The sequence below is a fragment of the Bacillota bacterium genome, from assembly GCA_009711825.1.
In the GTDB taxonomy this organism is placed as follows: domain Bacteria; phylum Bacillota; class Proteinivoracia; order UBA4975; family VEMY01; genus VEMY01.
Genome location: VEMY01000013.1, coordinates 16,112 through 37,054, shown reverse-complemented (window position 1 = coordinate 37,054; position 20,943 = coordinate 16,112). Strand labels below are relative to the sequence as shown.

At 55.4% G+C, this 20,943-nt stretch carries 19 protein-coding genes; 2 read left to right on the top strand and 17 right to left on the bottom strand.

Features of this window, described 5'->3' with window-relative positions; genetic code table 11:
• Positions 1–88: 88 nt before the first annotated feature.
• The 10 genes from FH749_06385 to FH749_06340 all read right to left on the bottom strand — a co-directional run bounded on the left by FH749_06385 (position 89) and on the right by FH749_06340 (position 11,694).
• Positions 89–1,102, bottom strand: a complete 1,014-nt coding sequence (locus tag FH749_06385) for an extracellular solute-binding protein (protein ID MTI95103.1) — start codon at positions 1,100–1,102, stop codon at positions 89–91.
• A 130-nt stretch (positions 1,103–1,232) separates the two neighbouring features.
• Positions 1,233–1,790, bottom strand: a complete 558-nt coding sequence (locus FH749_06380) for a hypothetical protein (protein MTI95102.1) — start codon at positions 1,788–1,790, stop codon at positions 1,233–1,235.
• A gap of 39 nt (positions 1,791–1,829) precedes the next feature.
• Complete coding sequence (locus tag FH749_06375) at positions 1,830–2,402, bottom strand: hypothetical protein (protein MTI95101.1); 573 nt, start codon at positions 2,400–2,402, stop codon at positions 1,830–1,832.
• Positions 2,403–2,462: 60 nt separating this feature from the next.
• Positions 2,463–3,176: a radical SAM protein gene (locus FH749_06370; GenBank protein MTI95100.1), complete on the bottom strand. Its 714-nt coding sequence runs from the start codon at positions 3,174–3,176 to the stop codon at positions 2,463–2,465.
• A 57-nt stretch (positions 3,177–3,233) separates the two neighbouring features.
• Positions 3,234–4,517, bottom strand: a complete 1,284-nt coding sequence (locus tag FH749_06365; GenBank protein ID MTI95099.1) for an insulinase family protein — start codon at positions 4,515–4,517, stop codon at positions 3,234–3,236.
• The gene (locus tag FH749_06360) at positions 4,514–5,800 is read right to left on the bottom strand and encodes an insulinase family protein (GenBank protein ID MTI95098.1); all 1,287 of its coding nucleotides are present in this window, start codon (positions 5,798–5,800) and stop codon (positions 4,514–4,516) included. The genes FH749_06365 and FH749_06360 overlap by 4 nt, the downstream gene beginning before the upstream one ends.
• 269 nt (positions 5,801–6,069) lie before the next feature.
• Positions 6,070–7,527: an amidohydrolase family protein gene (locus tag FH749_06355; GenBank protein ID MTI95097.1), complete on the bottom strand. Its 1,458-nt coding sequence runs from the start codon at positions 7,525–7,527 to the stop codon at positions 6,070–6,072.
• Positions 7,527–10,586: a GNAT family N-acetyltransferase gene (locus FH749_06350; protein ID MTI95096.1), complete on the bottom strand. Its 3,060-nt coding sequence runs from the start codon at positions 10,584–10,586 to the stop codon at positions 7,527–7,529. The genes FH749_06355 and FH749_06350 overlap by 1 nt, the downstream gene beginning before the upstream one ends.
• Before the next feature lie 72 nt (positions 10,587–10,658).
• On the bottom strand, positions 10,659–11,351 hold the full coding sequence (locus FH749_06345; protein ID MTI95095.1) for a DUF1028 domain-containing protein: 693 nt from the start codon (positions 11,349–11,351) through the stop codon (positions 10,659–10,661).
• A gap of 1 nt (position 11,352) precedes the next feature.
• On the bottom strand, positions 11,353–11,694 hold the full coding sequence (locus tag FH749_06340; protein MTI95094.1) for a YlbF family regulator: 342 nt from the start codon (positions 11,692–11,694) through the stop codon (positions 11,353–11,355).
• A 121-nt stretch (positions 11,695–11,815) separates the two neighbouring features.
• Here FH749_06340 and FH749_06335 point away from each other — a divergent pair, with 121 nt between their 5' ends.
• On the top strand, positions 11,816–12,898 hold the full coding sequence (locus tag FH749_06335) for a hypothetical protein (GenBank protein MTI95093.1): 1,083 nt from the start codon (positions 11,816–11,818) through the stop codon (positions 12,896–12,898).
• 35 nt (positions 12,899–12,933) lie between these two features.
• Here FH749_06335 and FH749_06330 read toward each other — a convergent pair whose 3' ends face one another.
• The gene (locus FH749_06330; protein ID MTI95092.1) at positions 12,934–14,277 is read right to left on the bottom strand and encodes a sodium-dependent transporter; all 1,344 of its coding nucleotides are present in this window, start codon (positions 14,275–14,277) and stop codon (positions 12,934–12,936) included.
• Positions 14,278–14,445: 168 nt separating this feature from the next.
• Between FH749_06330 and FH749_06325 the strand changes: the two genes are divergently transcribed.
• Positions 14,446–15,447: a PTS sugar transporter subunit IIC gene (locus FH749_06325; protein ID MTI95091.1), complete on the top strand. Its 1,002-nt coding sequence runs from the start codon at positions 14,446–14,448 to the stop codon at positions 15,445–15,447.
• A 221-nt stretch (positions 15,448–15,668) separates the two neighbouring features.
• On the opposite strand, the gene FH749_06320 is transcribed toward FH749_06325, so the two are convergent.
• The 6 genes from FH749_06320 to fabF are packed head-to-tail and all read right to left on the bottom strand — an operon-like array spanning position 15,669 to position 20,941.
• Positions 15,669–16,616, bottom strand: a complete 948-nt coding sequence (locus FH749_06320; protein ID MTI95090.1) for an acetyl-CoA carboxylase carboxyltransferase subunit alpha — start codon at positions 16,614–16,616, stop codon at positions 15,669–15,671.
• Positions 16,609–17,457: an acetyl-CoA carboxylase carboxyltransferase subunit beta gene (locus tag FH749_06315; protein MTI95089.1), complete on the bottom strand. Its 849-nt coding sequence runs from the start codon at positions 17,455–17,457 to the stop codon at positions 16,609–16,611. Before FH749_06315 ends, FH749_06320 begins: the two co-directional genes overlap by 8 nt.
• A gap of 5 nt (positions 17,458–17,462) precedes the next feature.
• Positions 17,463–18,803 (bottom strand): acetyl-CoA carboxylase biotin carboxylase subunit, encoded by a 1,341-nt coding sequence (gene accC / locus FH749_06310; GenBank protein MTI95088.1) that lies wholly within the window; start codon positions 18,801–18,803, stop codon positions 17,463–17,465.
• Complete coding sequence (accB, locus tag FH749_06305; GenBank protein MTI95087.1) at positions 18,800–19,264, bottom strand: acetyl-CoA carboxylase biotin carboxyl carrier protein; 465 nt, start codon at positions 19,262–19,264, stop codon at positions 18,800–18,802. The genes accC and accB overlap by 4 nt, the downstream gene beginning before the upstream one ends.
• The gene (gene fabZ, locus FH749_06300; protein ID MTI95086.1) at positions 19,251–19,700 is read right to left on the bottom strand and encodes a 3-hydroxyacyl-ACP dehydratase FabZ; all 450 of its coding nucleotides are present in this window, start codon (positions 19,698–19,700) and stop codon (positions 19,251–19,253) included. Before fabZ ends, accB begins: the two co-directional genes overlap by 14 nt.
• A complete protein-coding gene (fabF, locus tag FH749_06295) occupies positions 19,700–20,941 on the bottom strand; it encodes a beta-ketoacyl-ACP synthase II (protein ID MTI95085.1) in 1,242 nt (413 codons plus the stop codon). Before fabF ends, fabZ begins: the two co-directional genes overlap by 1 nt.
• Between the last annotated feature and the right edge of the window lie 2 nt (positions 20,942–20,943).

Here is a 20,943-nt window from a genome sequence, read left to right as displayed (position 1 = left end):
AGGAATTGAATTTCTACATTCGATTCCTCATTTTTTATAGCGTTTTAACGATTAGAAATAAGTTAGATTAATTTTTCAAACTCAGCTTCTACTCAAAGATAGAAAGGTAAAGATCGGTGTAGCGATCAATAATATCAGGCTGTTGCTCCGCAGACCATTCGCTGGTAATCTGGATTGTTTTGACCTCATTGATGTCCTGCTTATAGTCAGCGATGTCTACACCCGGCCGAAGCGGGTTGGCGCCAGTAACTTCTGTTCCAAGCAGAGATTGTCCGTATTCACTGGCCATAAAATCGGCAAACCGTTTTGCGTTTTCCATGTTTTTGGCGTCCTTGATTACAGCAATTCCCGCGGTTTTAGGAACAACCCCTTCATCCATATACACAACGCCGATATGCTCGATTCCTTCTGAGAGATAGGTTTGAGCGGGGGTATCCCAAGTCATACCAACGGCATATTCACCGGAGACAACACCAGAATGAATAGTCCCGGAGCTATCAACGATTCTTCCGTCCAGCTGTCGGTAGAAGTCCTCGACATACTGCCAGGCGGCCTCATCAAACGGATCGCCATTGCCCATAGCCAGCAGCATATTTTCCAAATGGTTATAGGCAGAGGAAGAAGCGGCAGCATTGCCCATGGCAATCTTTCCAAACAGGTCAGGATGTAGCAAATCTTCATAACTGGTAATCTCAAAATCAACTAAATTTTTGTTATAGAGAATTACCGGGACATTATACCCTGTCAGAGTCACATAACCGGACGTGTTTTTAAAATCACCCATGAACTCGTCTTCGGGGGAGACATACTCTTCGAAATAGGAAGTATCGCTGACCACGTAGTATTCTCCGATCCAGGTAACATCTGCATAGGGGTTGTTAGTCTCTGCCTGGATTCGTGAATAGATTTCACCTGTACCGGCAGTTACAACTTCAACCTCGATACCATATTCCTCTTCGAAGGCAGGAATCATAACAGCAAGGTTGTCATCAGCAGTAGAGGTGTAAAGAACCAGCTTATTGCTCTCCCCTCCATTATCGGAAGAACAAGCAGCAACGGTAACGATAAGTAGTGCAAATAAAACAGTCAGTAGTTTCTTCACAAAATCATCCTCCTCTCATTTTACTGTCATTGTACTGCAAGGTTTGGCGCATTTATATCCGAGAAAGCAGCGATTATATCCTAAAAAATCGACATGGACTTATTGCAAAAAAAAAAGCAGGCTGGACCTGCTAGTCAATAATTTTGACTATCCCGGCGCCGGCCTGGGGCGGATAGGATTCAGCGACCGGACCGACAATCGCAATTTCGACAAGCTGCCCGGTTTCCAGTGCTTGCTGGCACAGGGCCTCGGCAACTTCCTGACTATGACGCTCTCTAGGCACAAGGATTTTGGTATACTCGTTGACAGAGATGTAGGCCTTATCATATTCGCTATCCACATCTCCGTTTTCGATGAGCAGAGTGCGGCGGTCTTCGCTGTCGTTTATTTCCGTAATTTCCCCGCGGATAAAGAACCGGGCCTCCTCCTTGATGATTACAACATTTTCACCAGTCAGTTCATAAATCTTTGCTACTGCCCGTTGGCTGGGTTCAAGGACATTTAGATACAAGGTATCCCCTTCAGGCCAAGCTGTCATCACGTGGACTCCCTGCTCCCGTAGTTCGTTAAGTTGTTGCTGGGTAAGTTCAGGGGGGTTGATATTTTTATTGTTCCGGGCAGGCGCATTTTGTCCGCAAGCTGCAAGTATCAGTGTTGTGCCTAGAATCAGGGCCAACCATATTCGCATCGGACTCTCTCCCTTTAGCTTTCCAAGCGTTTTAATTACTCAACAATACCTTATTGTCCCGACGCTTCCCTTGGGTGGATAGGATAGTAAGAAGGCACCGACACCCTGCACTTCCACAGTCTGGCCTGTCGCCAGTTCATCGGCACTTAATATCCTCGCTACCTCCTGGCCGTGGCGAATGCTGGGCTTCTCAATTATCGTGTAATCATTTTTGAGAATATAAGCTTTGTCATCGGGACTTTCCTCGTCATTTTCGACAAAAATAATTACGCGGTCGTTGTCATCGCTTACTATCTTCGTAATTTCACCGCGGATAACAAACCACTCTTCTGCCTCGGTGATAACGACATCCTCGCCGACGATTGCCTGAACTTTCTGCACCACCTGTTGATTGGGCCGCAGCACATTTACATGCAACTTGCCGTCCACCGGTCCCGCGCTCATGACATAAACGTCCTGCTCCCGCAACTGGTCAAACTGTGCAGGTGTAAGCTCGCCGGGCACAGGCACTTCCCTGGAGTTATATTCCTGGTCATTATCGGCAAAGATTACGCTCGCAGCGCAGCCCGTCAACAGCAACGCTACCGCCAAAACCAGGGCCACCTTTTTCATTTTGGCACACTCCTTTTTGTTTCTACCCTTAAGACGTCGGGTCCAAGAATTTGGTTCTACTCAGGTATATATTTCTGTTGGCGCTGCAAACAAGTTAGCGTATTTGGCGAGGGCTTCCGCCAATACCGGCTGGCAACCGGCAACAGTGGTAGCCCGACTGATGGTGTTTAACTGTACTTTGTCAATTTTAAGGGTGTTGGCCACCCCGGCAATCTCCTTTACCTCATCGGGACTATCGTTGACACCCTTGACCAGCAGCACCTCCAGCCAGATTTGGCCGGAATAATTAGCGCTAAACTCCCGTAACCCGGCAATTACTGTTTTGGCGCTGAGCTGGGGGCAGGGCCGGTTGAGCTTTTGGAAGACCGCTTCGCTGACAGCATCCAGAGAGGGCACAACCAGGTCGGCGGCCTGCAACTCCTCCCGCACCGTGGCCAGATGCAAAAGGCCCGAGTTGGTGATTACCGCCTTGGGCACGGGGATGTCTTGCAGCGCCTGGAGGATTTCGCCCAGGCGCAAGTGTAGTGTCGGTTCCCCGGAGCCGGAAAAGGTGATGTAGTCCAGATCAGGCGTAGTCGCTTCTCTTATCTCGGCAATCACCTGATGGGCAGGCGCGTATTCTTTGCGTTCCAGGGTGTGAAGCACGGTTGGGCGCGCCTCCTCGCAATAGATGCAGTCCAAATTGCAAACGCGGCCGGGGGTGATATTCACGCCCAGGGACTTGCCCAGGCGCCGGGAATGAACTGGACCGTAGATATGACGCAAAATTTCCACCTCCCATTTTCAGTGTACCACTCCCGCCAGGAAACGCAACAAGCCCCGCAGGGCTTGCTAGCTGTTTAGGGGGTTAACCACCGAGAGGCAGGATTTATCTAAATCCAGGCTGTGCAGTAGCGCCTCCACATCCTCTTTCTTAATGTTGCGCAGGTGTTCAAAGCGTTCAAAATAACTGCTGTCCATCAACCAATCGCTGGAAGTGGCCATCACAATTGACTCCAGGCCGTTGAGGTCCATGATTGAGAGGCCGGTTAGTTTTTTTAAATTCTGTTCAAAGAGCTGGCTGTTGATCCCGCACTCCTGCAAACGCTTGAGCTCCGCCAGCAGTTCATCGGCCAGTTGCCGGGGATTGTCTGACTCACCGCCGAAGATAAAGTGACTGTACCAGGGAGTGCTGGTGTATTCGACACCAAAGGAGGCGTCAATCAGTCCCTCGTCATAAAGGCGGTTATAGAATGGGGAGTTCTTTCCGATAAAGACCTCCAGCAGCAGGCTTGCCACTTGTTCCCGCCTGATTGCCTCCTGGCTGGAATCCACTTCCCTGTCCCGGATTCCCAGACTGAACAGGGGACGGGCCACCTCCATAAATTTGTTGGGACCGGCACATTCGGTCATCTGGGCCCGGGGAATGTTATGCTCTAGATTGGGCAGAGGTGGAAACTTCTTCGTCTTCTGGTTCTGCTCAATCATCGCAAACAGTTCCTTAAAATCCAGATCCCCCGAGACCACCAGCACCATTCTCTCGGGATGATAGAACAGCTGATGACATTTTTTTAACAGGTCGTAATCGATATGCTCCAAATCCTCCACCTGGCCCGCGATATCCTCGGCCACCGGATGCTCGCCATACATGCTTTGCAGGGCCCCCAGGTACACCGCCCAATTGGGCTGATCGTTGTACATCTTGATTTCCTGGGCAATAATGCTCCGTTCATCAATCACGCCCTGCTCGGTGAAGGCCGGCTTCTGGACAAAATCCAAAAGGATGTTTAGGCACTCCTGGAAGTTCTCGGCAGTGGAAAACAGGTACGCTGTCTGGGTGTGGGTGGTGTATGCGTTGACACTGGCGCCCAGGGCCGCAAATCGATTTTCAATGCTGTGATTGGGATCCTCAAAGAGTTTATGCTCCAAAAAGTGGGCAATGCCCGCCGGCGTTTTGAAAGGCTGGCCGTCAATGAGAACTTCCCTGTTTATCGAACCATAGGGCGTAGCCAACACAGCAAACTTACGCTTGAACCCCGGTTTGGGTATGAACAGGCATTGTAAACCACTGGGCATGGTAGCGCTGATAATCTTTTCCGCCAGTTTCGGGTAATTCTTGCAGGTATATTCCATCATTCCACCTCCCCGTTGGACAGAAAATATGTGGTCTGCAAATGCATGCGCCGGGCCACTTCGGTGACATCTTTAATGCCCAAACCGGAAATTGCCTCAAGCAGCTTGCCGATTGTCCAGCGCCGACCGCTGATGCGGCCATCCACAGCCAAAGCAACCTGCTCGCCGAGATCGTCATACATCTGCAAAAGACCGGTCTTGAGGCTGGAGCGGGTCCATTCCAACTCGTCCTTGCTGATTTTGCCCTGGACCATCGCCTCCAACTGCTCCTGGATCAGCGATGTGGCGTCATTAAAGGTCTGGGCTTCAATACCAGCGGAGATGAACTGCAGTCCCATGCTGCTGTCCAGACTGGAACCAATGTAATAGGCCAGCCCCTTTCTCTCCCGGACATTTTGGAACAATTTGGAATGGGGATAGGCACCCAAAATGCCGTTATACATGATCAGGGCGGGGTAGAGGTCAGAGTCCTGGGTTACATCAGAGGTCTGGGCTAGGACCAGCTTGCCCTGGCTGATATCCATTCGCTCGTGCACTATCTGATGGTCACCGGCTTCAATCCGCTTGCTGCGCCAGGGCTCATCCTGGCGCTCCCGCTGCCAGTTAAAGCGCTCGGAGATCGTATCCACCACGCGATTATGGTCGTAGCGGCCGCAGATATAAATGTCCACCGGCGCCTGATTGATCAGTTTCTGATAGTGATCCCAGAGCGTATCGGGGGTTATGGCCTCCACCTGGTCCAAGGTGCCGTACTTGCTTTTGCTGTAGCCCCGGTCGGGACAGAGGTGCTGCAGGCAGCGGTGGAAGGCAAAGCGCCCCTTGTCGTTCAATAGCGACCGGATTCGGGACTGGATGTTCTTCTTTTCCCCGGAGACATAACGGGGAGCGAAATGATGATGCTCCTGATAGGGGTGCAGCACCACTTCCCGGAGGATATCGCTGCACTCCTCCAGCAGATTAGAAGTCTCCGGCAGGTAACGGTCGTTGACCAATTGCAGCTTAATTTGTACCACCAGGTTCTCGCCCCGCTTCAGAACATTGACGCCGAACTGGCTGCCGTAAAGTTCCGCCAGGCGGCTGCGCAGTTCCCGGGCGGTGGGGTAGGTGGCTGTGCCCCGCTGGAGCACATGGGGGATGAGGGCAGTCTCGGCCACGTCCTCGCCCAACGGCCAATAGAAAAACACCCCGGCAAAAGTGGTCTTATAATTGTCCATTGGCAACATGTGCAATGACACGCCGTTGGGTAGTTTTTGATGAATATAATCCATGTACACCCTCCTCTTCATCTCTCTATAGCTTGCCTTCCTTAGCTAATATTTACGCAGGTCCAAGCTGTTTTTTGCGATTATTGACCACAAATATGGATAAAATTATGGTGGAGGTGATCGCAGTGTCAAAAAGCAAATTAGACAAACTGAACCTTGCCCAGCTCAGCGAAGAACAATTGGCAATCCTGGAACAAGCCGAAAACACAATAAATCGTAATCGCAAAGACCCTGTCTTTCTCATGGCCTTGTGCGACTGAGGAAAACCGCCCAGAGGCGGTTTTTTTTTATTAATGACAGTAGCGGAGTTCTCCTCCGACGAAGGTGGCGAGCACGGGAATGTAGCGGATGGAATTAACGGGCTCAGTATGGGGGTCGGCGCTCAGCACGGTAATATTTGCCCGTTGGCCCGGCACAAGCCGGCCAGCCTTGGCGCCGCCCGCCAGAGCAGCATCCTCGGTAAACATCGCCAGGGCCCGGGCCACATCCACCCGCTGAACAGGGTTATGGTGGCTGACGGCCGCCTGAATCCCCAAGAGCGGATTCAGGGGAGTAACGCCGCTGTCGGAACCGCCGGCCACAGGCAGGCCCTCCGCAACGGCCCAACCCAGGGGATTGACATCCTGCCAACGCTCCGGCCCCAATGTCCGGGCATAGTCCCCGTCCGGACCGCCCCAGAACCAGTCAAAAGCCGGCTGCATGGATAAGATTACATTTAAATCCCGGCAGCGCCGCGCCTGGTCACGGCGGGGTATTTCGAAATGCTCAATCCGGTGCCTCAGGGGCGCCGGATACTCCCGTGCGGCAATTTCAATCACATCCAGGGCCAGATCGATGGCGGCATCGCCACAGGCATGCATTGCCATCTGCAATCCGGCCTTCTGGGCAGCCCGGGCAAAGCCCAACAGCTCCTCCCGGGAAAAATAGAGGTGGCCCTGCTCATCGCTTTGGTGGTAGGTGCTTGTGAGGGCGGCAGTGTAGACGCCGCTGGACCCGTCCAGGGGCAGACAACCGCCAATTTGCTTCAAGCCCAGAGACAAAGCGTAATCAACCTCGGTAACCTGGGGGTAGAGGACAATGTCGATTGGCAATTCCGGCAAAAGCTGCTGCACCGCAAGAATGTCCAGGTTGTGAAACAGCCGCCCGCCTTCCATTGCGTGAATACTGGTCACCCCCCGGGCCAAGGCCAGTTCCACCGCCGCCCAGATCCCTGCGCGGCGCTGCTCCTGAGTGATGCGGCCCATAAAGAATTGGCGGGCGATGCCGTTTTCCACCCCCACCAACAAGGCATGATTGCTGACCACACCCAGGGTGTTCAAGCTCTTGCTGTTCACCAAAGTGCCATGGCTTTCGATATGGTTTATCCATAATAAATGGTCGGGACAAGCCGCATCCAGTTCTGCCAGGGTGGGGTAACGACCCTCCCGATACTGGTCGTGGTCAAAACCCCATACCCGGACAACGCCGCTGACGTCGGGAACCTGACGCCCGATTGCGGCCAGCAAATCAGGGATATTGTCAAATTCACCAGCATTGAGGGCCGTGAGCTCAAGGCCAGTTGCTGTCAGATGGACATGGGCGTCCACAAACCCCGGCAGCGCCACTCCGCCCATGTGTGTGCAGCGAACCGGCGCCCCCGAAGCCGGGCCGGCCCAGACCACATCCCCGGCCTCAACCACCACGGCGCCCCCGGGAATCGGCTCCTGTCCCGCCCGGAGATACAGAAAGTCAAAGGACCAGCCCCGCATTATTCACTTCCGTCCAGAGATGTTGTCAGTTCGGTGACTTGGCCCGGGTCGCCAAAGACCAGATAATCCACCCGCCGTACGCCGTTGCCCTGGAGCGCGACAGGGGTCGGAGCCATGATTTGCAGAATCAGGCCGTTCTGATAATTGACGGCGGTAACGCGCTCCCTAGTCACCACCCGCAGCTGGGTGGAGCCATAAACATCCAGATACCCCTCGCTGTTGACGCTGGTGAATGTATTACCTAAACGCAAGCGCTCATTGCTGCCGTCAAAGCCGGGGTAACCTACGGCCTGGGGCGCGTTACCCGGAGTCATTGCCAGGCCCCAATTGCAGGTTAGGGCGACGCCCGCGGGGTTCAGGAGCTCCCGGACCACCGCCAGCACGTTTACCCCGGGCAAAAGCAGATACTGTACACGCAGTTCCAGCCCCGCCAACTGCTCGTAGCTAAACCGGGACCAGCGGAGTTCCATCCCCTGCCACCTGCCGATTTTCACCATTTGTACCTGGTCGGCCTTGTGCAACTTGCCCGGGAACCGGAATCCCAGGGGATAGAGCACTGGATGAATGCCGCCGTACCACGGGTTCAACGGGCCAATGGCAGCCGGCTCCGGCCAATTGCTATCCAGCTGTCCGCTTCCTGCGCCCAGCAGGTTTGTGATGAGGCCAAATTCGGGTGACACTGTCAGCGCAAGCGCGCCGTTATTTAGTGTCCAGGTCTCGCCCCTCTCTATCTGGACCGGAGCGTCGGCAGCAATTAGCAGCGGCAACGTGCGGCGATAGGTGAGCAAGGGGGTCTCCAGGACGGCCTCCACCGAGGCCAGGCCGGTGCGGCCCCGGACAGTACACTGATAGCGGCCGGGATGCTTGCGGCAGGCATCTTTCACGTTCAGCAGCGAAGGCTCAACGCTACAAGCCTGGGATCGGAGATGCAGGGAGCCGGAGAGCGACCGGTTGCGTCGGTTATACACCGAAACAGCCAGCTCCTGGCCATCACCAGTTTCCGCTTGCGCATCGATAGTAACTACCGGGCGCAGGGGCAATTGCTTTGCCTGACGGCGGGCTAACTGCTGCCAATGGCGCTGCACCGCCCGCCAGTCGCCGCTGGCCCAGATTGCATAGAGCTCCGGCGTCGAGACACTTTCGCCCGCAGGAATAGTCAAATTGTAATAGGGTTCGGCCTGGCCCCAATAGAGTTTATGCTTTGCGGCCCCGGTCCAGGCAAAACCACCCACCTGGCCGCTGCCGGGCATTGTAACAGCCAGCCAATGCTGGGCCATGGACTCAGTCTCATCCGGGAACTCATTGTCGAAAGCAGGAAACCCCCCAGCGACCATTCGCTGATGGACAACTTCATCCCCCTGGGGCAAATAGAGATGCTCTTCGCCACCCAGCCAGTCCAGATGGCCATTCTGGGCCAAGCTCACCTTTAGTTCCCGGGCGCCGCGGTTCAAAAGCCGGTTTTGAACCAGCAATCTGTCCTCCCGCAGCCAAACCCGACGCTCCACCTCCAGTTCTGGCTGGTGGACGGAGCGGAAACGCACGCCTAGAGTTTCAGTAGTTAGAATCGGCTCCCCTTCACTGCCGAGAAACTCCGAAGGCCAATAGTTTGGCCCCACTGCCGGCGCCGAAACAGCGAGGGCGAGTTTACCCGTGGCCCGGTCATAGAGCTCTGCTCTGCCGCCTTTCAAATCAAGTTCAACCCGTAAGCGGGAATTCTGGCTCACTAACTTTTTACCTTGGCGGTAACAAACAGGGGCATTACCCAGTACCGCTACAGGCACGACCTCGCTCAGCTCCTGCCCGGCATCGGTTTGGATGCTGATCACCAGGCGTCCGACCCCGGACTCTCTACCGCGAATAGTCAGCTGCACTCCAGTAGTTTCCTGGGCCGACAGGGAAAAATCAATCTCCTTGGGATTGGCCTCAACTCCGCTGCCAGCAAATTGGGCTCTGCCCTGGACAGCTTTACCCGCCATTTCTTTCAAGTTGACCACAACCACCGTCTCGCTACCACTGGCAACCGCCGGGTGCTCAGGACCAGTGTTAATTTGGACAGGGTGCATCGGCCGAATCCCGGTGACAAGGCGCAGGGGCTGGTTATTCACCACCAAAGAAGAGCTTACCGAAGCTGGAACCCGCCGCGGCTTATCGCTGGGGCCCGCTTCTTCGCCTATCTTGAAAGCCGCCGAAAACTCCAACTCATCGCGAACATTGCCGCCCTGCTGAAAGCTACCTTCAACTCCCTTTTGACCGCTGGCCACCAAGGCGTAGCTAAGTTCACGATCACTTCGGTTCTCCAGACGCCAATAGACCTGAAGCGGACTGTTGGTCATTGGTTTTGGTTCTGCCCAGGCAGCAGCGAAGAATTCCTTGGTGCCTAGGGCGGTGATTGCCTGGGAATCGCGGTCGATAACCACTTCCAGTACATCGCCGTCAGCCTGCCATTTGTAACGATAGCTCGCATTGCCATGGAACTGTTCTTTGTCTTCGACCACATCCAGGTCTCGGACCGTTGTGCTGTACCAGTCATGGCGGGCGAAGAAATCCCGGCCGGCATCGGTATTCATAATTGCCGGCACAAAATTCTGCATGTATACACTGGTATCTTCCAGCCAAAAGAACCCGCATTTCTTATACAAAGGTACCGCCTTTTTGTTGGAAGCCCAAGTATTGAGATCGATTCGCCGATAATTGCCGGCGGCGGCAGCTTCCACTGCCCGCTTCAGCAAATCCCGGCCCACACCCTTGCCGTGGCTGGCCGGACTGACATTGAGGAGCTGAACATAACAACAATCCCGTTCGTTGGGGTAAACAGTGACCAGGCAAAAACCCAACACCTGCTCTTGCTCCACCGCCACCTGCAATGATATGTAATCTGTATCATCCATCCAATCCCGGACAAATTCGGCTGTCATGGGGATACCGCCGGTAAAGCTCCAGGGCCAGGCGGCATCGCTCTCATTCCACATCTGGGCGACGCCGGCGGCATAACTGTGATCATAATCGACAATTTTTACTGTCATAACTGACACCTCGCATAAAAGACTAAGGGCCGGCATCACCCGACCCTGTGCTACCTTCTGGAAGCAGTTGCCTGCTCCAGTTAATTGTATAGTGCTGCTAAAACAGTGTCAACATTCTGCCGCCCGATAATCGCTGAACCGGGACTGAAGCGCGGAGTAATGGCGTAGCACCCGTTTATTCCATAGATTATAGAGGCGCCGCAACTCAGCCACCGGCTGCTCATGCCAATCCACCCGCAGGTCCACATAGGGAAATTCTGGCCCATCGGCCACAATCAGAGCCGCCGATTCCAGTCCCCGCCGGTCGCCACCAGCCTGAACCCCGGCTTCCAGCGCCCTGAGCAGTCTTTGAGACAGCTCCATATCGGCGCCGGCGGCAAAACAAGCATGGACCGCATCCAGGACCTGGATCCCTTTCAGCATATTGCCCAATACCACCCACTCCTCACCGAGATGCTGGCCGGCAAAGGGGTCGCATTTTCCGCCCGTCCAGGCTGCCGGTGCCCCGGAAACCGGCACCACTGCCAACTGGCGATACTGACAATCGCTGTCCTTCTTCAGGGCCAGTTCCAAGGCTGTTTCCGCATCCCGGCCGTCGGCAAGATAGCGGACCGCAGTCTCCGCCAATAAAGGATTGACCCAGGCCTGGGTCGCCGCTGCTCCGATTTCCGGCACAACCACTGGGCACAACGCCCCTACCGCCATGCTGGCGGTGGCCACAGCGACGCCGACCCGCCCGGTTTGCGGGCAACGGGCCGTAATTGAAAAGGTCGACAGTTTCAAATAACTCCCCTCCGTAATTCTATTTTTCTGGAAGCTTTATTGGCATCGCTTCATTAATTGTCTTCTGGATATCCATCATCATTTGGATAAACCGGTACTCCAACTCCAGGTAGCGACGCAGCGCCGGATTGAGCCGGACAACGTCGTAAAGTCTATGGAGTTTGGCTCTTTGTTCAGCGGGCACCTCCTGGCCCAACAGTTCTTGCTTTTGCAGCTCAAATTCCTTGGAACGGAGATCGGTAAGCATTGCCTTCAAGTCTGGATCAGCCAGCACCTTTTCCTGCCATTCGACAAACTCGGTATAGGTTGACTCCTTACGCAGTTCTATCACCAGCTCCCTGGCCTTGTCGTACACGCTCATCGGGTCAGCCTCCTTCACCTGTATTCTATTCGCGAAAAAAAAAGACTATTCCCTGAAATTTGTGTGACAATCTATTATCTATACCGGGGTATGGTAAAATGTTGCCAAGGAGGTGTTTCGTATGGAAGCACGGAAACTGGGTATTATTTTAGTTACTATCGGCGTCGTCCTTTTGGCGGCACAATTCGCCAACCTAGGCAGAGCGGTAATGCTGTTGGTGCTGGCAGCGCTAGGTCTTGCCTATTACTGGCAGGTCAATCGCTCCTCCGGCCTGTTGCTGGCCAGCCTGATTATTGGCATGGTAGGCTTACGCAGCCTGTTTGATCTTTCCTACTCGCTGCTCCCGCTCCTGCTGGGCGTTGCCTTTATCCTCACCTGGGCGCTCCATACCCGCCAGCAAAATGAATCATGGCCACTTATTCCCGGCATGATTCTGACCTTGGTCGGAGTAGTGAATCTGGTCCGCTTTGACTGGGTCACCAATTTGGACGGCCGCTGGTTGCCGCTGACTGTGGCAGTTGTGTTTGGTGTTCTCTACGGTTTCCGGCGCCAGCTGGGTTTCTTGATTCCCGCGCTGATTGCGCTGATGCTTGCTGCTATCACCTTTATCCCAGGTAACGTTCCCGGCGGAGTTTTTCTGGGCGGTTTTTCCCTGGCCTTTGTCGGGGTGCTCCTGATTCATACCCTGCATCGCGGTAAAGACTGGGGTGAGAAGTACTGGCCGATTTTTCCCGCCGGCGGACTGGGACTGTTGGCCCTGGTGACCACCCTGGCGGAAAGCGGTTTTGAAGATCTGTTCTTGCCCCTGTTCTTAGGGATTCCAGCAATTGTCCTGATTAGCGTGTATTTTGCCACCCGGGGCGGCAATCTCGGGCTGCTAATCCCCGGATTAATGCTTGGTTCGGTCGCCGCCTGGTTTGCCCTGGGCGCTGAGACTGTAAGCACGCTGCTATTTTTGCTCTGCGGATCCTTTTTCCTGATTCTCATCCTGGAGACACGAAAAGAGCAAGACCCCGGCGAACGTTGGTGGCCCCTGATTCCCGGTCTTGTAATTGGGATCAATGGTTTGTTGCTCTGGGCAGGAGAGCATGATTTGGGCAATTTCCAACAGTTGGGGAGCACGGCCACAATCTCACTGGTCCTGATCGGAGTCGGGGTGCTAATCATTCTCTCCGGCCGAAAAAAACCCAAGACTCCAGAATAAGTAAAAACGCAGAGCCATGGCTCTGCGTTTGCTGTTTACCCCGGGAACAATCCCGTATAGAGGATGTAAATCAAGATTAGCGGCATCACATACTTCACCAACACACTCCACACACCCCCGAATGCAAAGGAGTCGCCGCTCTCTTCCAATTCTCCCACGGCCTTTTTGGCGCCCCAGACCCAACCCACGAATATCGTTGTCAGCAGGCCGCCCAGGGGCAGCAATAAGTTTGCTGTCAAGGAGTCGGCAAAGGAGAGAATGTTGAGCCCGATTATCTGGAAATCGGCCCACACCCCTTCCGATAGGGATGAGGGGATCCCCAGCAGAAAAATTGCCAACCCTGACAAGATTGTGGACCGGCGCCGCTGCCAGCCCAATTCATCAATCGACCAGGCAACCACTACTTCCAAGAGCGATATTGCCGAGGTCAAAGCGGCGATACTGATCAGTAGAAAGAACATCAGCCCAAAGAAATTACCCAAGGGGATGCTTTGAAACACCGCTGGCAGCGTGATGAAAATCAGTGGCGGCCCTGTATCCGGGTCCAGGCCAAAGGCGAACACTGCCGGTATAATAATCAGGCCGGCCAATAGGGCAATCCCCACATCTGTCAGGGCAATATAGGCAGCGCTGCCGGGAATGTTCTCCTTTTTGCTCAGATAGCTGCCATAGGTGAGCATTGCACCCATCCCCAGGCTAAGACTGAAGAACACCTGCCCGAGGGCGCCAAGGATGGTCAAAAAGTCCAGGCGCGTGAAATCAGGCCTCAGCAGCCAATATAAACCTTCGCTGGCCCCTTCCAAGGTAACTGATCGCACAGCCAAGACCACCAGCAACACCAAGAGTATCGGCATGAGGATTTTGCTCCAGCGCTCAATCCCTTTGGCCACCCCCAGAATTACTACACCAATGGTCATCGCCATGAACAGAGCATGCCAAAGCACCGGGATTACCGGATTACTGACCAGAGCCAGGAATTGATCTTCAATCCCCCCCGGCGAGAGCCCGGAAAACTGACCGGTGGCGTAACTGACCACATAGGCCAGGCACCAGCCGGCAATCACCGAATAGAAGGAAAGAATCACAAACCCGGAGATAACCCCCAGCGCTCCAACCAACCACCAGGGGCTCCCCTGCTTCAAAACCTTGAAAGCGCCGATTACACTGCGCTTGGTGCGCCGGCCCAAGGTTAATTCCACCATCATCAAGGGTATACCGATGACAAAAATTAGAATCAGATACACCAATACAAAGGCGCCGCCACCGTTGAGACCGGCCGCAGTGGGAAAACGCCAGATATTGCCCAGCCCCACCGCCGAACCGGCTGCGGCAAACACGAATCCAACCCGGCTGCGCCACTGTTCCCGCTCTTTCGCCATCAAATCACCTCACGAGAAGTGCTGCTAAAAGCATTCCCGAAAACAGGGATTCTTAAACCAGCGCACAGATACGCCCCGGTGTGTATCGTAAAGCGCTTTCCCGGGGCTTTGCAGGGAGGTAGGTATGGGGTAAAATACAGCTATACTGTAGAAATAGGTGGTGTATATATGCTTGCATTTTTGCGTCGTAAAGGAGTCTCATTATCACCGCGCACTTATTTTGTTACTGCCCTCAGCTTTATGGCTTTGGGATTGTTTTCATCTTTGATCATTGGATTGATTGTCCGCACTGCGGGAGAACAACTGGGGCTTACCGCTTTGGAAGAAATGGGCTCCCTGGCCATGAGCTTGATGGGGCCGGCGATTGGCGTCGCCGTTGCCTACGGTTTAAAGGCGCCGCACCTGGTCATCTTCGCCAGCGTCATCACCGGCGCAGCCGGAGAACAACTGGGAGGACCGGCCGGCAGTTTTGCCGCCGCGCTGATAGCAACCGAGATTGGCAAAATCGTCGCTGGCGAGACCAAGGTGGATATCATCATTACGCCCCTGACGACAATAGCTGCCGGTTATCTGGTTGCCACCTTTATCGGTCCCGGCATCGACAGCGGCATGACCGGACTGGGGGCGCTGATTATGTGGGCCACCGAGCAGCAGCCCTTCGTAATGGGTATCCTCGTTGCAACCATCATGGGCCTCTGTCTAACGGCGCCGATTTCCAGCGCCGCCCTGGCGATTATGCTCGGCCTGGAGGGAATTGCCGCCGGCGCCGCCACCGTGGGCTGTGCCGCCCAGATGATGGGCTTTGCAGTGGCCGGTTACCGGGATAACGGTATTTCCGGACTCTTATCCATGGGCCTGGGGACCTCAATGCTCCAGATTGGTAATATCGTCAAAAATCCACGGATTTTAATTCCGCCCACCCTGGCGGGAATCATCCTGGCACCCCTGGCGACAATAGTGTTCAGAATGGTCAACCTGCCCGCCGGCGCCGGTATGGGGACAAGCGGTTTCGTCGGCCAAATTGCCACTTTCTCCGCCATGGGCTTCTCCCTGGACGTTTTATTGCAAGTGTTATTGCTCCACTTTATCGGCCCGGCAATCATCAGCCTGCTGGTGGTAAACGTGCTGCGCCGCTGGGGCTGGATCAAGCCCGGCGACATGCACATTTAACCGGACAAGGGGACAGGTCCCTTGTCCGGATTGCTGCGGGTTAAACAATGCCAATTCTACACTAGCCGATAGCAAAACCCCCTTTGGTTGTTACAAACCAGAGGGGGTTGTCTTATCGTGGCAAAAAAGGGGCTGCATTTTCTAAGTATTCTTTAAAATGCCCGGCAAACCTCCGTCCCCAGATGGGCAGGTGGCGCAGGGAACCTCCGTCCCCTTGTCCGTTAGTGTTCTTGCCAGCGGCCGATTTGGGCAAGTTTGCGCCAGCGGCGCTCCAAAAGTTTTTCGCTGGGGATATCGCCCAGGATATCCAGATGCCGACCGAGGGCTTCTTTGACGGCTGCTGCTGTTGCCTGCCAGTCTTTGTGGCTACCGCCCATCGGCTCGGGGATAACCTCGTCGGCCACGCCCAATTCTTGTAGGTCCAGGGCGGTGAGCTTCAAGACGCCGGCTGCTTCTTTGGCCCGGCTGGCATCCTTCCAGAGGATGGCGGCACAGCCTTCGGGGGAAATAACCGAGTAAATGCTGTTGTCCAGCATCAATAAGCTGTCACCCACGCCCAGGGCGAGGGCACCGCCGCTGCCGCCTTCGCCAGTGACCAGATTGATTATTGGGGTGCGCAAGGTCGCCATCTCCCGCAAATTGCGGGCAATTGCCTCGCCCTGGCCCCGTTCTTCGGCGCCAAGCCCGGGATAGGCCCCGGGGGTGTCAATAAAACAAATCACGGGGCGGCGGAATTTCTCTGCCTGTTCCATAAGACGCAGCGCCTTGCGATACCCCTCGGGATGGGGCATGCCGAAATTGCGCTTGATATTCTCCTTGGTGTCCCGACCCTTCTGATGGCCTATAACCGTCACCGGTGTATCGCCGAGGCGGGCAATACCGCCCACCAACGCCGGGTCATCCCGGAACAGGCGGTCGCCATGGAGTTCATAAAAATCGGTAAAAATCATGCTTATATAGTCCAATGTAGACGGTCGCTTGATATGCCGCGCCAATTGTACTTTTTGCCAGGGTTCCAGATTGGCATAGAGTTTGGCCCGGATATCGGCGGCCTTTTCTTCCAGGGCTTTGATCTCATGGCTGAGGTCCAGTTCATTTTCCCGGGCAAACTTCTGCAAATCGCGGATTTTATCCTGTAATTGATTCAGTTGCACATCAAAATCAGCCATTGGCCACACCCCCATGCAACTTCAGCAATCCGGCGAGAGTTTCTTTCATTTGGTGCCGATGCACCACCATATCCAGCATCCCGTGTTCCAGCAAGAACTCCGAGCGCTGGAAACCGGCGGGTAGCTGCTGCTTGATGGTCTGTTCAATTACCCGGGGACCGGCAAACCCAATCAGGGCGCCGGGCTCAGCCAGATTTATATCGCCGAGCATCGCGAAACTGGCGGTGACGCCGCCGGTTGTAGGATCGGTGAGCACGGAAATATAGAGCGCGCCCTTCTCGGCCAGTCGTGCCAGGGCGGCGCTGGTCTTGGCCATCTGAAACAGGGAGAAAATGCTCTCCTGCATCCGGGCGCCGCCAGAGGCCGTGAAAATTATCGCCGGCGTCTGATGGTCGGCTGCCAGGTCCAGCATCCGCGCCAATTTCTCGCCCACCACCGAACCCATGCTGCCCAGCATGTATTCCGGGGCCATCACCCCTACATAAGCGGGCATGCCGCCAATTGTGCCATGGCCGGTTACCACTGCCTCATTGAGGCCGCTGTTCTTTTGGGCCTTGGCTAATTTCTGGTCGTATTCGGGAAACTCCAGCGGGTTTTCGGAAACAAGGTGGCTATTCAGTTCCTTGAAACTACCCTGGTCGGTAACCTGCTCAATCCGTTCCCAGGCCTTGAGGCCAAAATGATGGCCACACTTGTTGCACACCCGCATATTTTTTTCCAGCTCCCGGGCAATCAGCACGGCCTTGCAGCCGGGACATTTGTTGGCAATATCGCCCGGCATCTCCACGGTGGAAGTCCGGGGTGTTATCTTGGTATATTTCTCCTTCCTGAACAAAGCCATGCTTTTCACCTCCTGTTCAGCATGCGTTCAAGCAGTCCTGTGTCATAGGTTCCGCTTTTAAACTCCCGATTGTCCATAATCTCCAGATGCAGCGGAATTGTGGTAGGTATCCCCTCCACTTCCGTCTCATTCAGAGCCCGGTTCATCCGGGCAATCGCCTCGTCCCGGTTGCGTCCCCAGACAATTAGTTTTGCAATCATCGAGTCGTAATGGGGCAATACCCGGTACCCTTCATAGGCAATTCCATCCACCCGCACCCAGGGCCCGCCCGGGGCAAGCCAGCTGGTTATTTTCCCAGGCGCTGGACGGAAATTATGTTCCGGGTCCTCAGCATTAATCCGGCATTCGATGGCCCAGCCGTTGAATTTGATGTCCTCCTGACTCCAAGTCAGCTTGCGGCCGGCCGCCACCTGTAATTGCGCCCGCACCAAATCGATACCGGTGATCATTTCTGTAACCGGATGCTCTACTTGAATACGGGTATTCATTTCCATAAAGTAAAAGTTCCCCTCGGCATCCAGCAAAAATTCAACGGTGCCGGCGCCGCTGTAGTTGACAGCCAGGGCCGCTTTAACAGCCGCCTCGCCCATGGCATCCCGCATCAGCGGGGTCAGGGCCGGGCAGGGCGCCTCCTCCACCAGCTTCTGGTGGCGGCGCTGCACCGAACATTCCCGCTCGCCCAAATGTATCACATTGCCATGGTTGTCGGCAAGGACCTGAATCTCTACATGTCTGGGTTTTGTAACGAATTTCTCCATATATACAGTGGGATCGGAGAAGGCCTGCTCCGCCTCGGACCGGGCCATTTCCAGGGCCCGGGGCAATTGTTCGGCCGCATCCACCAGGCGCATGCCCTTGCCGCCGCCACCGGAGGCGGCTTTCAGCAGCACAGGATAGCCAATCTTCTCTGCCTCCTGTAACGCCGATTCCGCGTCTTTAAGCCCCGAGGTTCCGGGAACCACCGGCACTCCGGCGGCAGCCATTGTCTTACGGGCCTGATCCTTGTTCCCCATGGCCTCGATGGCGCCGGCAGGCGGCCCGATAAAAGTGATGCCACAGGAGGCGCAGAGCTCAGCAAAGGTAACATTCTCCGCTAAAAATCCGTAGCCGGGGTGAATAGCGTCACAATCAGTTCCGGCAGCCACCGAGAGGATGTTTTGCATATTCAGGTAACTCTGGGTTGCAGGGGCAGGGCCGATGCAATAGGCGGCGTCGGCCATCCGCACGTGCAGCGACTCTTCGTCCCCCTGCGCATAGACTGCCACTGTTTCCAGACCCAGTTCCTGGCAGGCCCGGATTACCCTGAGGGCAATCTCCCCCCGATTGGCGATTAGTACGCGCTTCATTTCGTCGGCCGCAGGGTAAACAGCAACTGACCAAATTCCACCAGTTCGCCGTTTTCCACCGCGACTTCCACCACTTCGCCCCCGGTTTCGGCCTGAATCTCGTTCATCAATTTCATCGCTTCCAAAATGCACAGGGTGTCACCGGGCTTGACAACGGTGCCCGGCTCCACAAAGGGGTCAGCATCCGGGGCGGGCGCCCGGTAAAAAGTGCCCACCATCGGCGCCGTCACTTCAATTAACCCCTCCTCCCGGGGCTGCTCAACGGGAGCAGGTGTAGCCGGGGCCGGATTGGAACTCGGCGTCTCCGGCGCTGGCGCCGGCGCGGAGACGGGAGCGCTCGCAACTTCCACTTTGCCTCCCCGGCGCAGTGTGAGTTTAACATCGCCGGTCTCCAACGTAAATTCATCATAATTGCTGGTGCGCACCGCTTCTATCAGTTTTACCAGCTCATCGATTTTCATCATTATTACCTCCAGCAACCAGGGCGAATTTCAGGGACGACTCGAGAACGGTCTTGCCGTCGACGCTGGCGCTGCCCTGACCGACGCCAAAACTGGCGCGGGCCCTGACTATCTCCACTGTAAGATTCAATGTAGCCCCCGGCAATACCTGCTGCCGGAAACGCACAGATTCCAAACCGGCAAAGAGCGCAAGCTTGCCTGCCATCTCCGGTTGAGAGAGGATTGCCACCGCCCCCAGCTGGGCCAGGGATTCTACCTGCAAAACGCCGGGGAACACTGGATAACCGGGGAAGTGACCCCGGAACCAGTCGGCCTCGGGATCCACATAATAATTACCCGTGGCGCTGTGGCCGGATTTTAGTTCAGTAACTGTGTCCAAAAGCAGAAATGGTTCCCGATGGGGGATAATCTCTTTAATCTTCGCCCGGTCCAGCATTATTTATCCTCCCAGGCGGCAACGGCCAAAGTGGCGTTGTGGCCGCCGAACCCAAGGGAGTTAGTGATTGCACGGCGAACCGGCGCTTTCCGGGCGCCTTCTGCGACATAATCCAGATCGCAGTCGGGATCCGGCGTGGTCAGATTGATGGTCGGATGGACTAAACCATCCCGGATTGACAGGATACAGACGATAAACTCCACGGCGCCGGCGGCCCCCAGGAGGTGGCCCAACATTGACTTGGTGGAGTTCACCACCAGCTTATCGGCATGGTCGCCAAAGACCTTCCTGATTGCCGTGGTCTCCAGCCGGTCGTTGAACTCGGTGCTGGTGCCGTGGGCATTGATGTAATCTACATCGGTGGGCTGCCAGCCAGACTCTTTGACTGCCAGTTCCATGGCCCGGGCGCCGCCCGCTGCCTCGGGATGGGGCTGAACCACGTGAAACGCATCGCCAGCAGAACCATAGCCGGTGATTTCGGCGAGGATGGTAGCGCCCCGCGCTTGAGCGCTCTCTAAGCTCTCCATGACAACGATACCAGCGCCTTCGCCCATGACAAACCCGTCACGCTGGGCGTCGAAGGGGCGACTGGCCGCTTCCGGCTCATCATTGCGGGTGGAAAGGGCCCGGGCCGCGCAAAAGCCGCCCATGCCCATGGGAGTAATTGATGCTTCGCTGCCGCCGGCAATCATAACATCCACATCGCCGCGGGCAATGGAACGGAAGGCGTCGCCAATCGCATTGGTGCCGGTGGCGCAGGCGGTGACCACAGAACTCACCGGACCCTGGGCCCCCAAATCGATGGAGATATTACCCGCTGCCATATTGCTAATCATCATCGGCACGAAAAACGGGCTGATGCGCCGGGCGCCGCCGGATTTATACATATCGTATTGCTGCTCGAAGGTGGTGATGCCGCCGATGCCGGAACCGACCATGACGCCGATGCGGCCGGGATCCAGTTCCGCAGCTTCCAGACCCGACTGCTTCCAGGCCTGGCGGGCAGCGACCAAGGCATACCAGACAAAGGGATCGCTGCGCTTCGCTTCTTTGCGGTGCATATGCTCGGTTGGATCAAAATCCTTGATTTCGGCAGCGATTTTGGTGGTGAATTCGCTGGTGTCAAAATGGGTCACTTCAGCGACACCGCTTTTGCCTGCCACCAGGCCCTTCCACATTGTTTCAACATCATGGCCTAGGGGTGTAACGGCCCCCATGCCGGTAATTACTACGCGTTTCATTT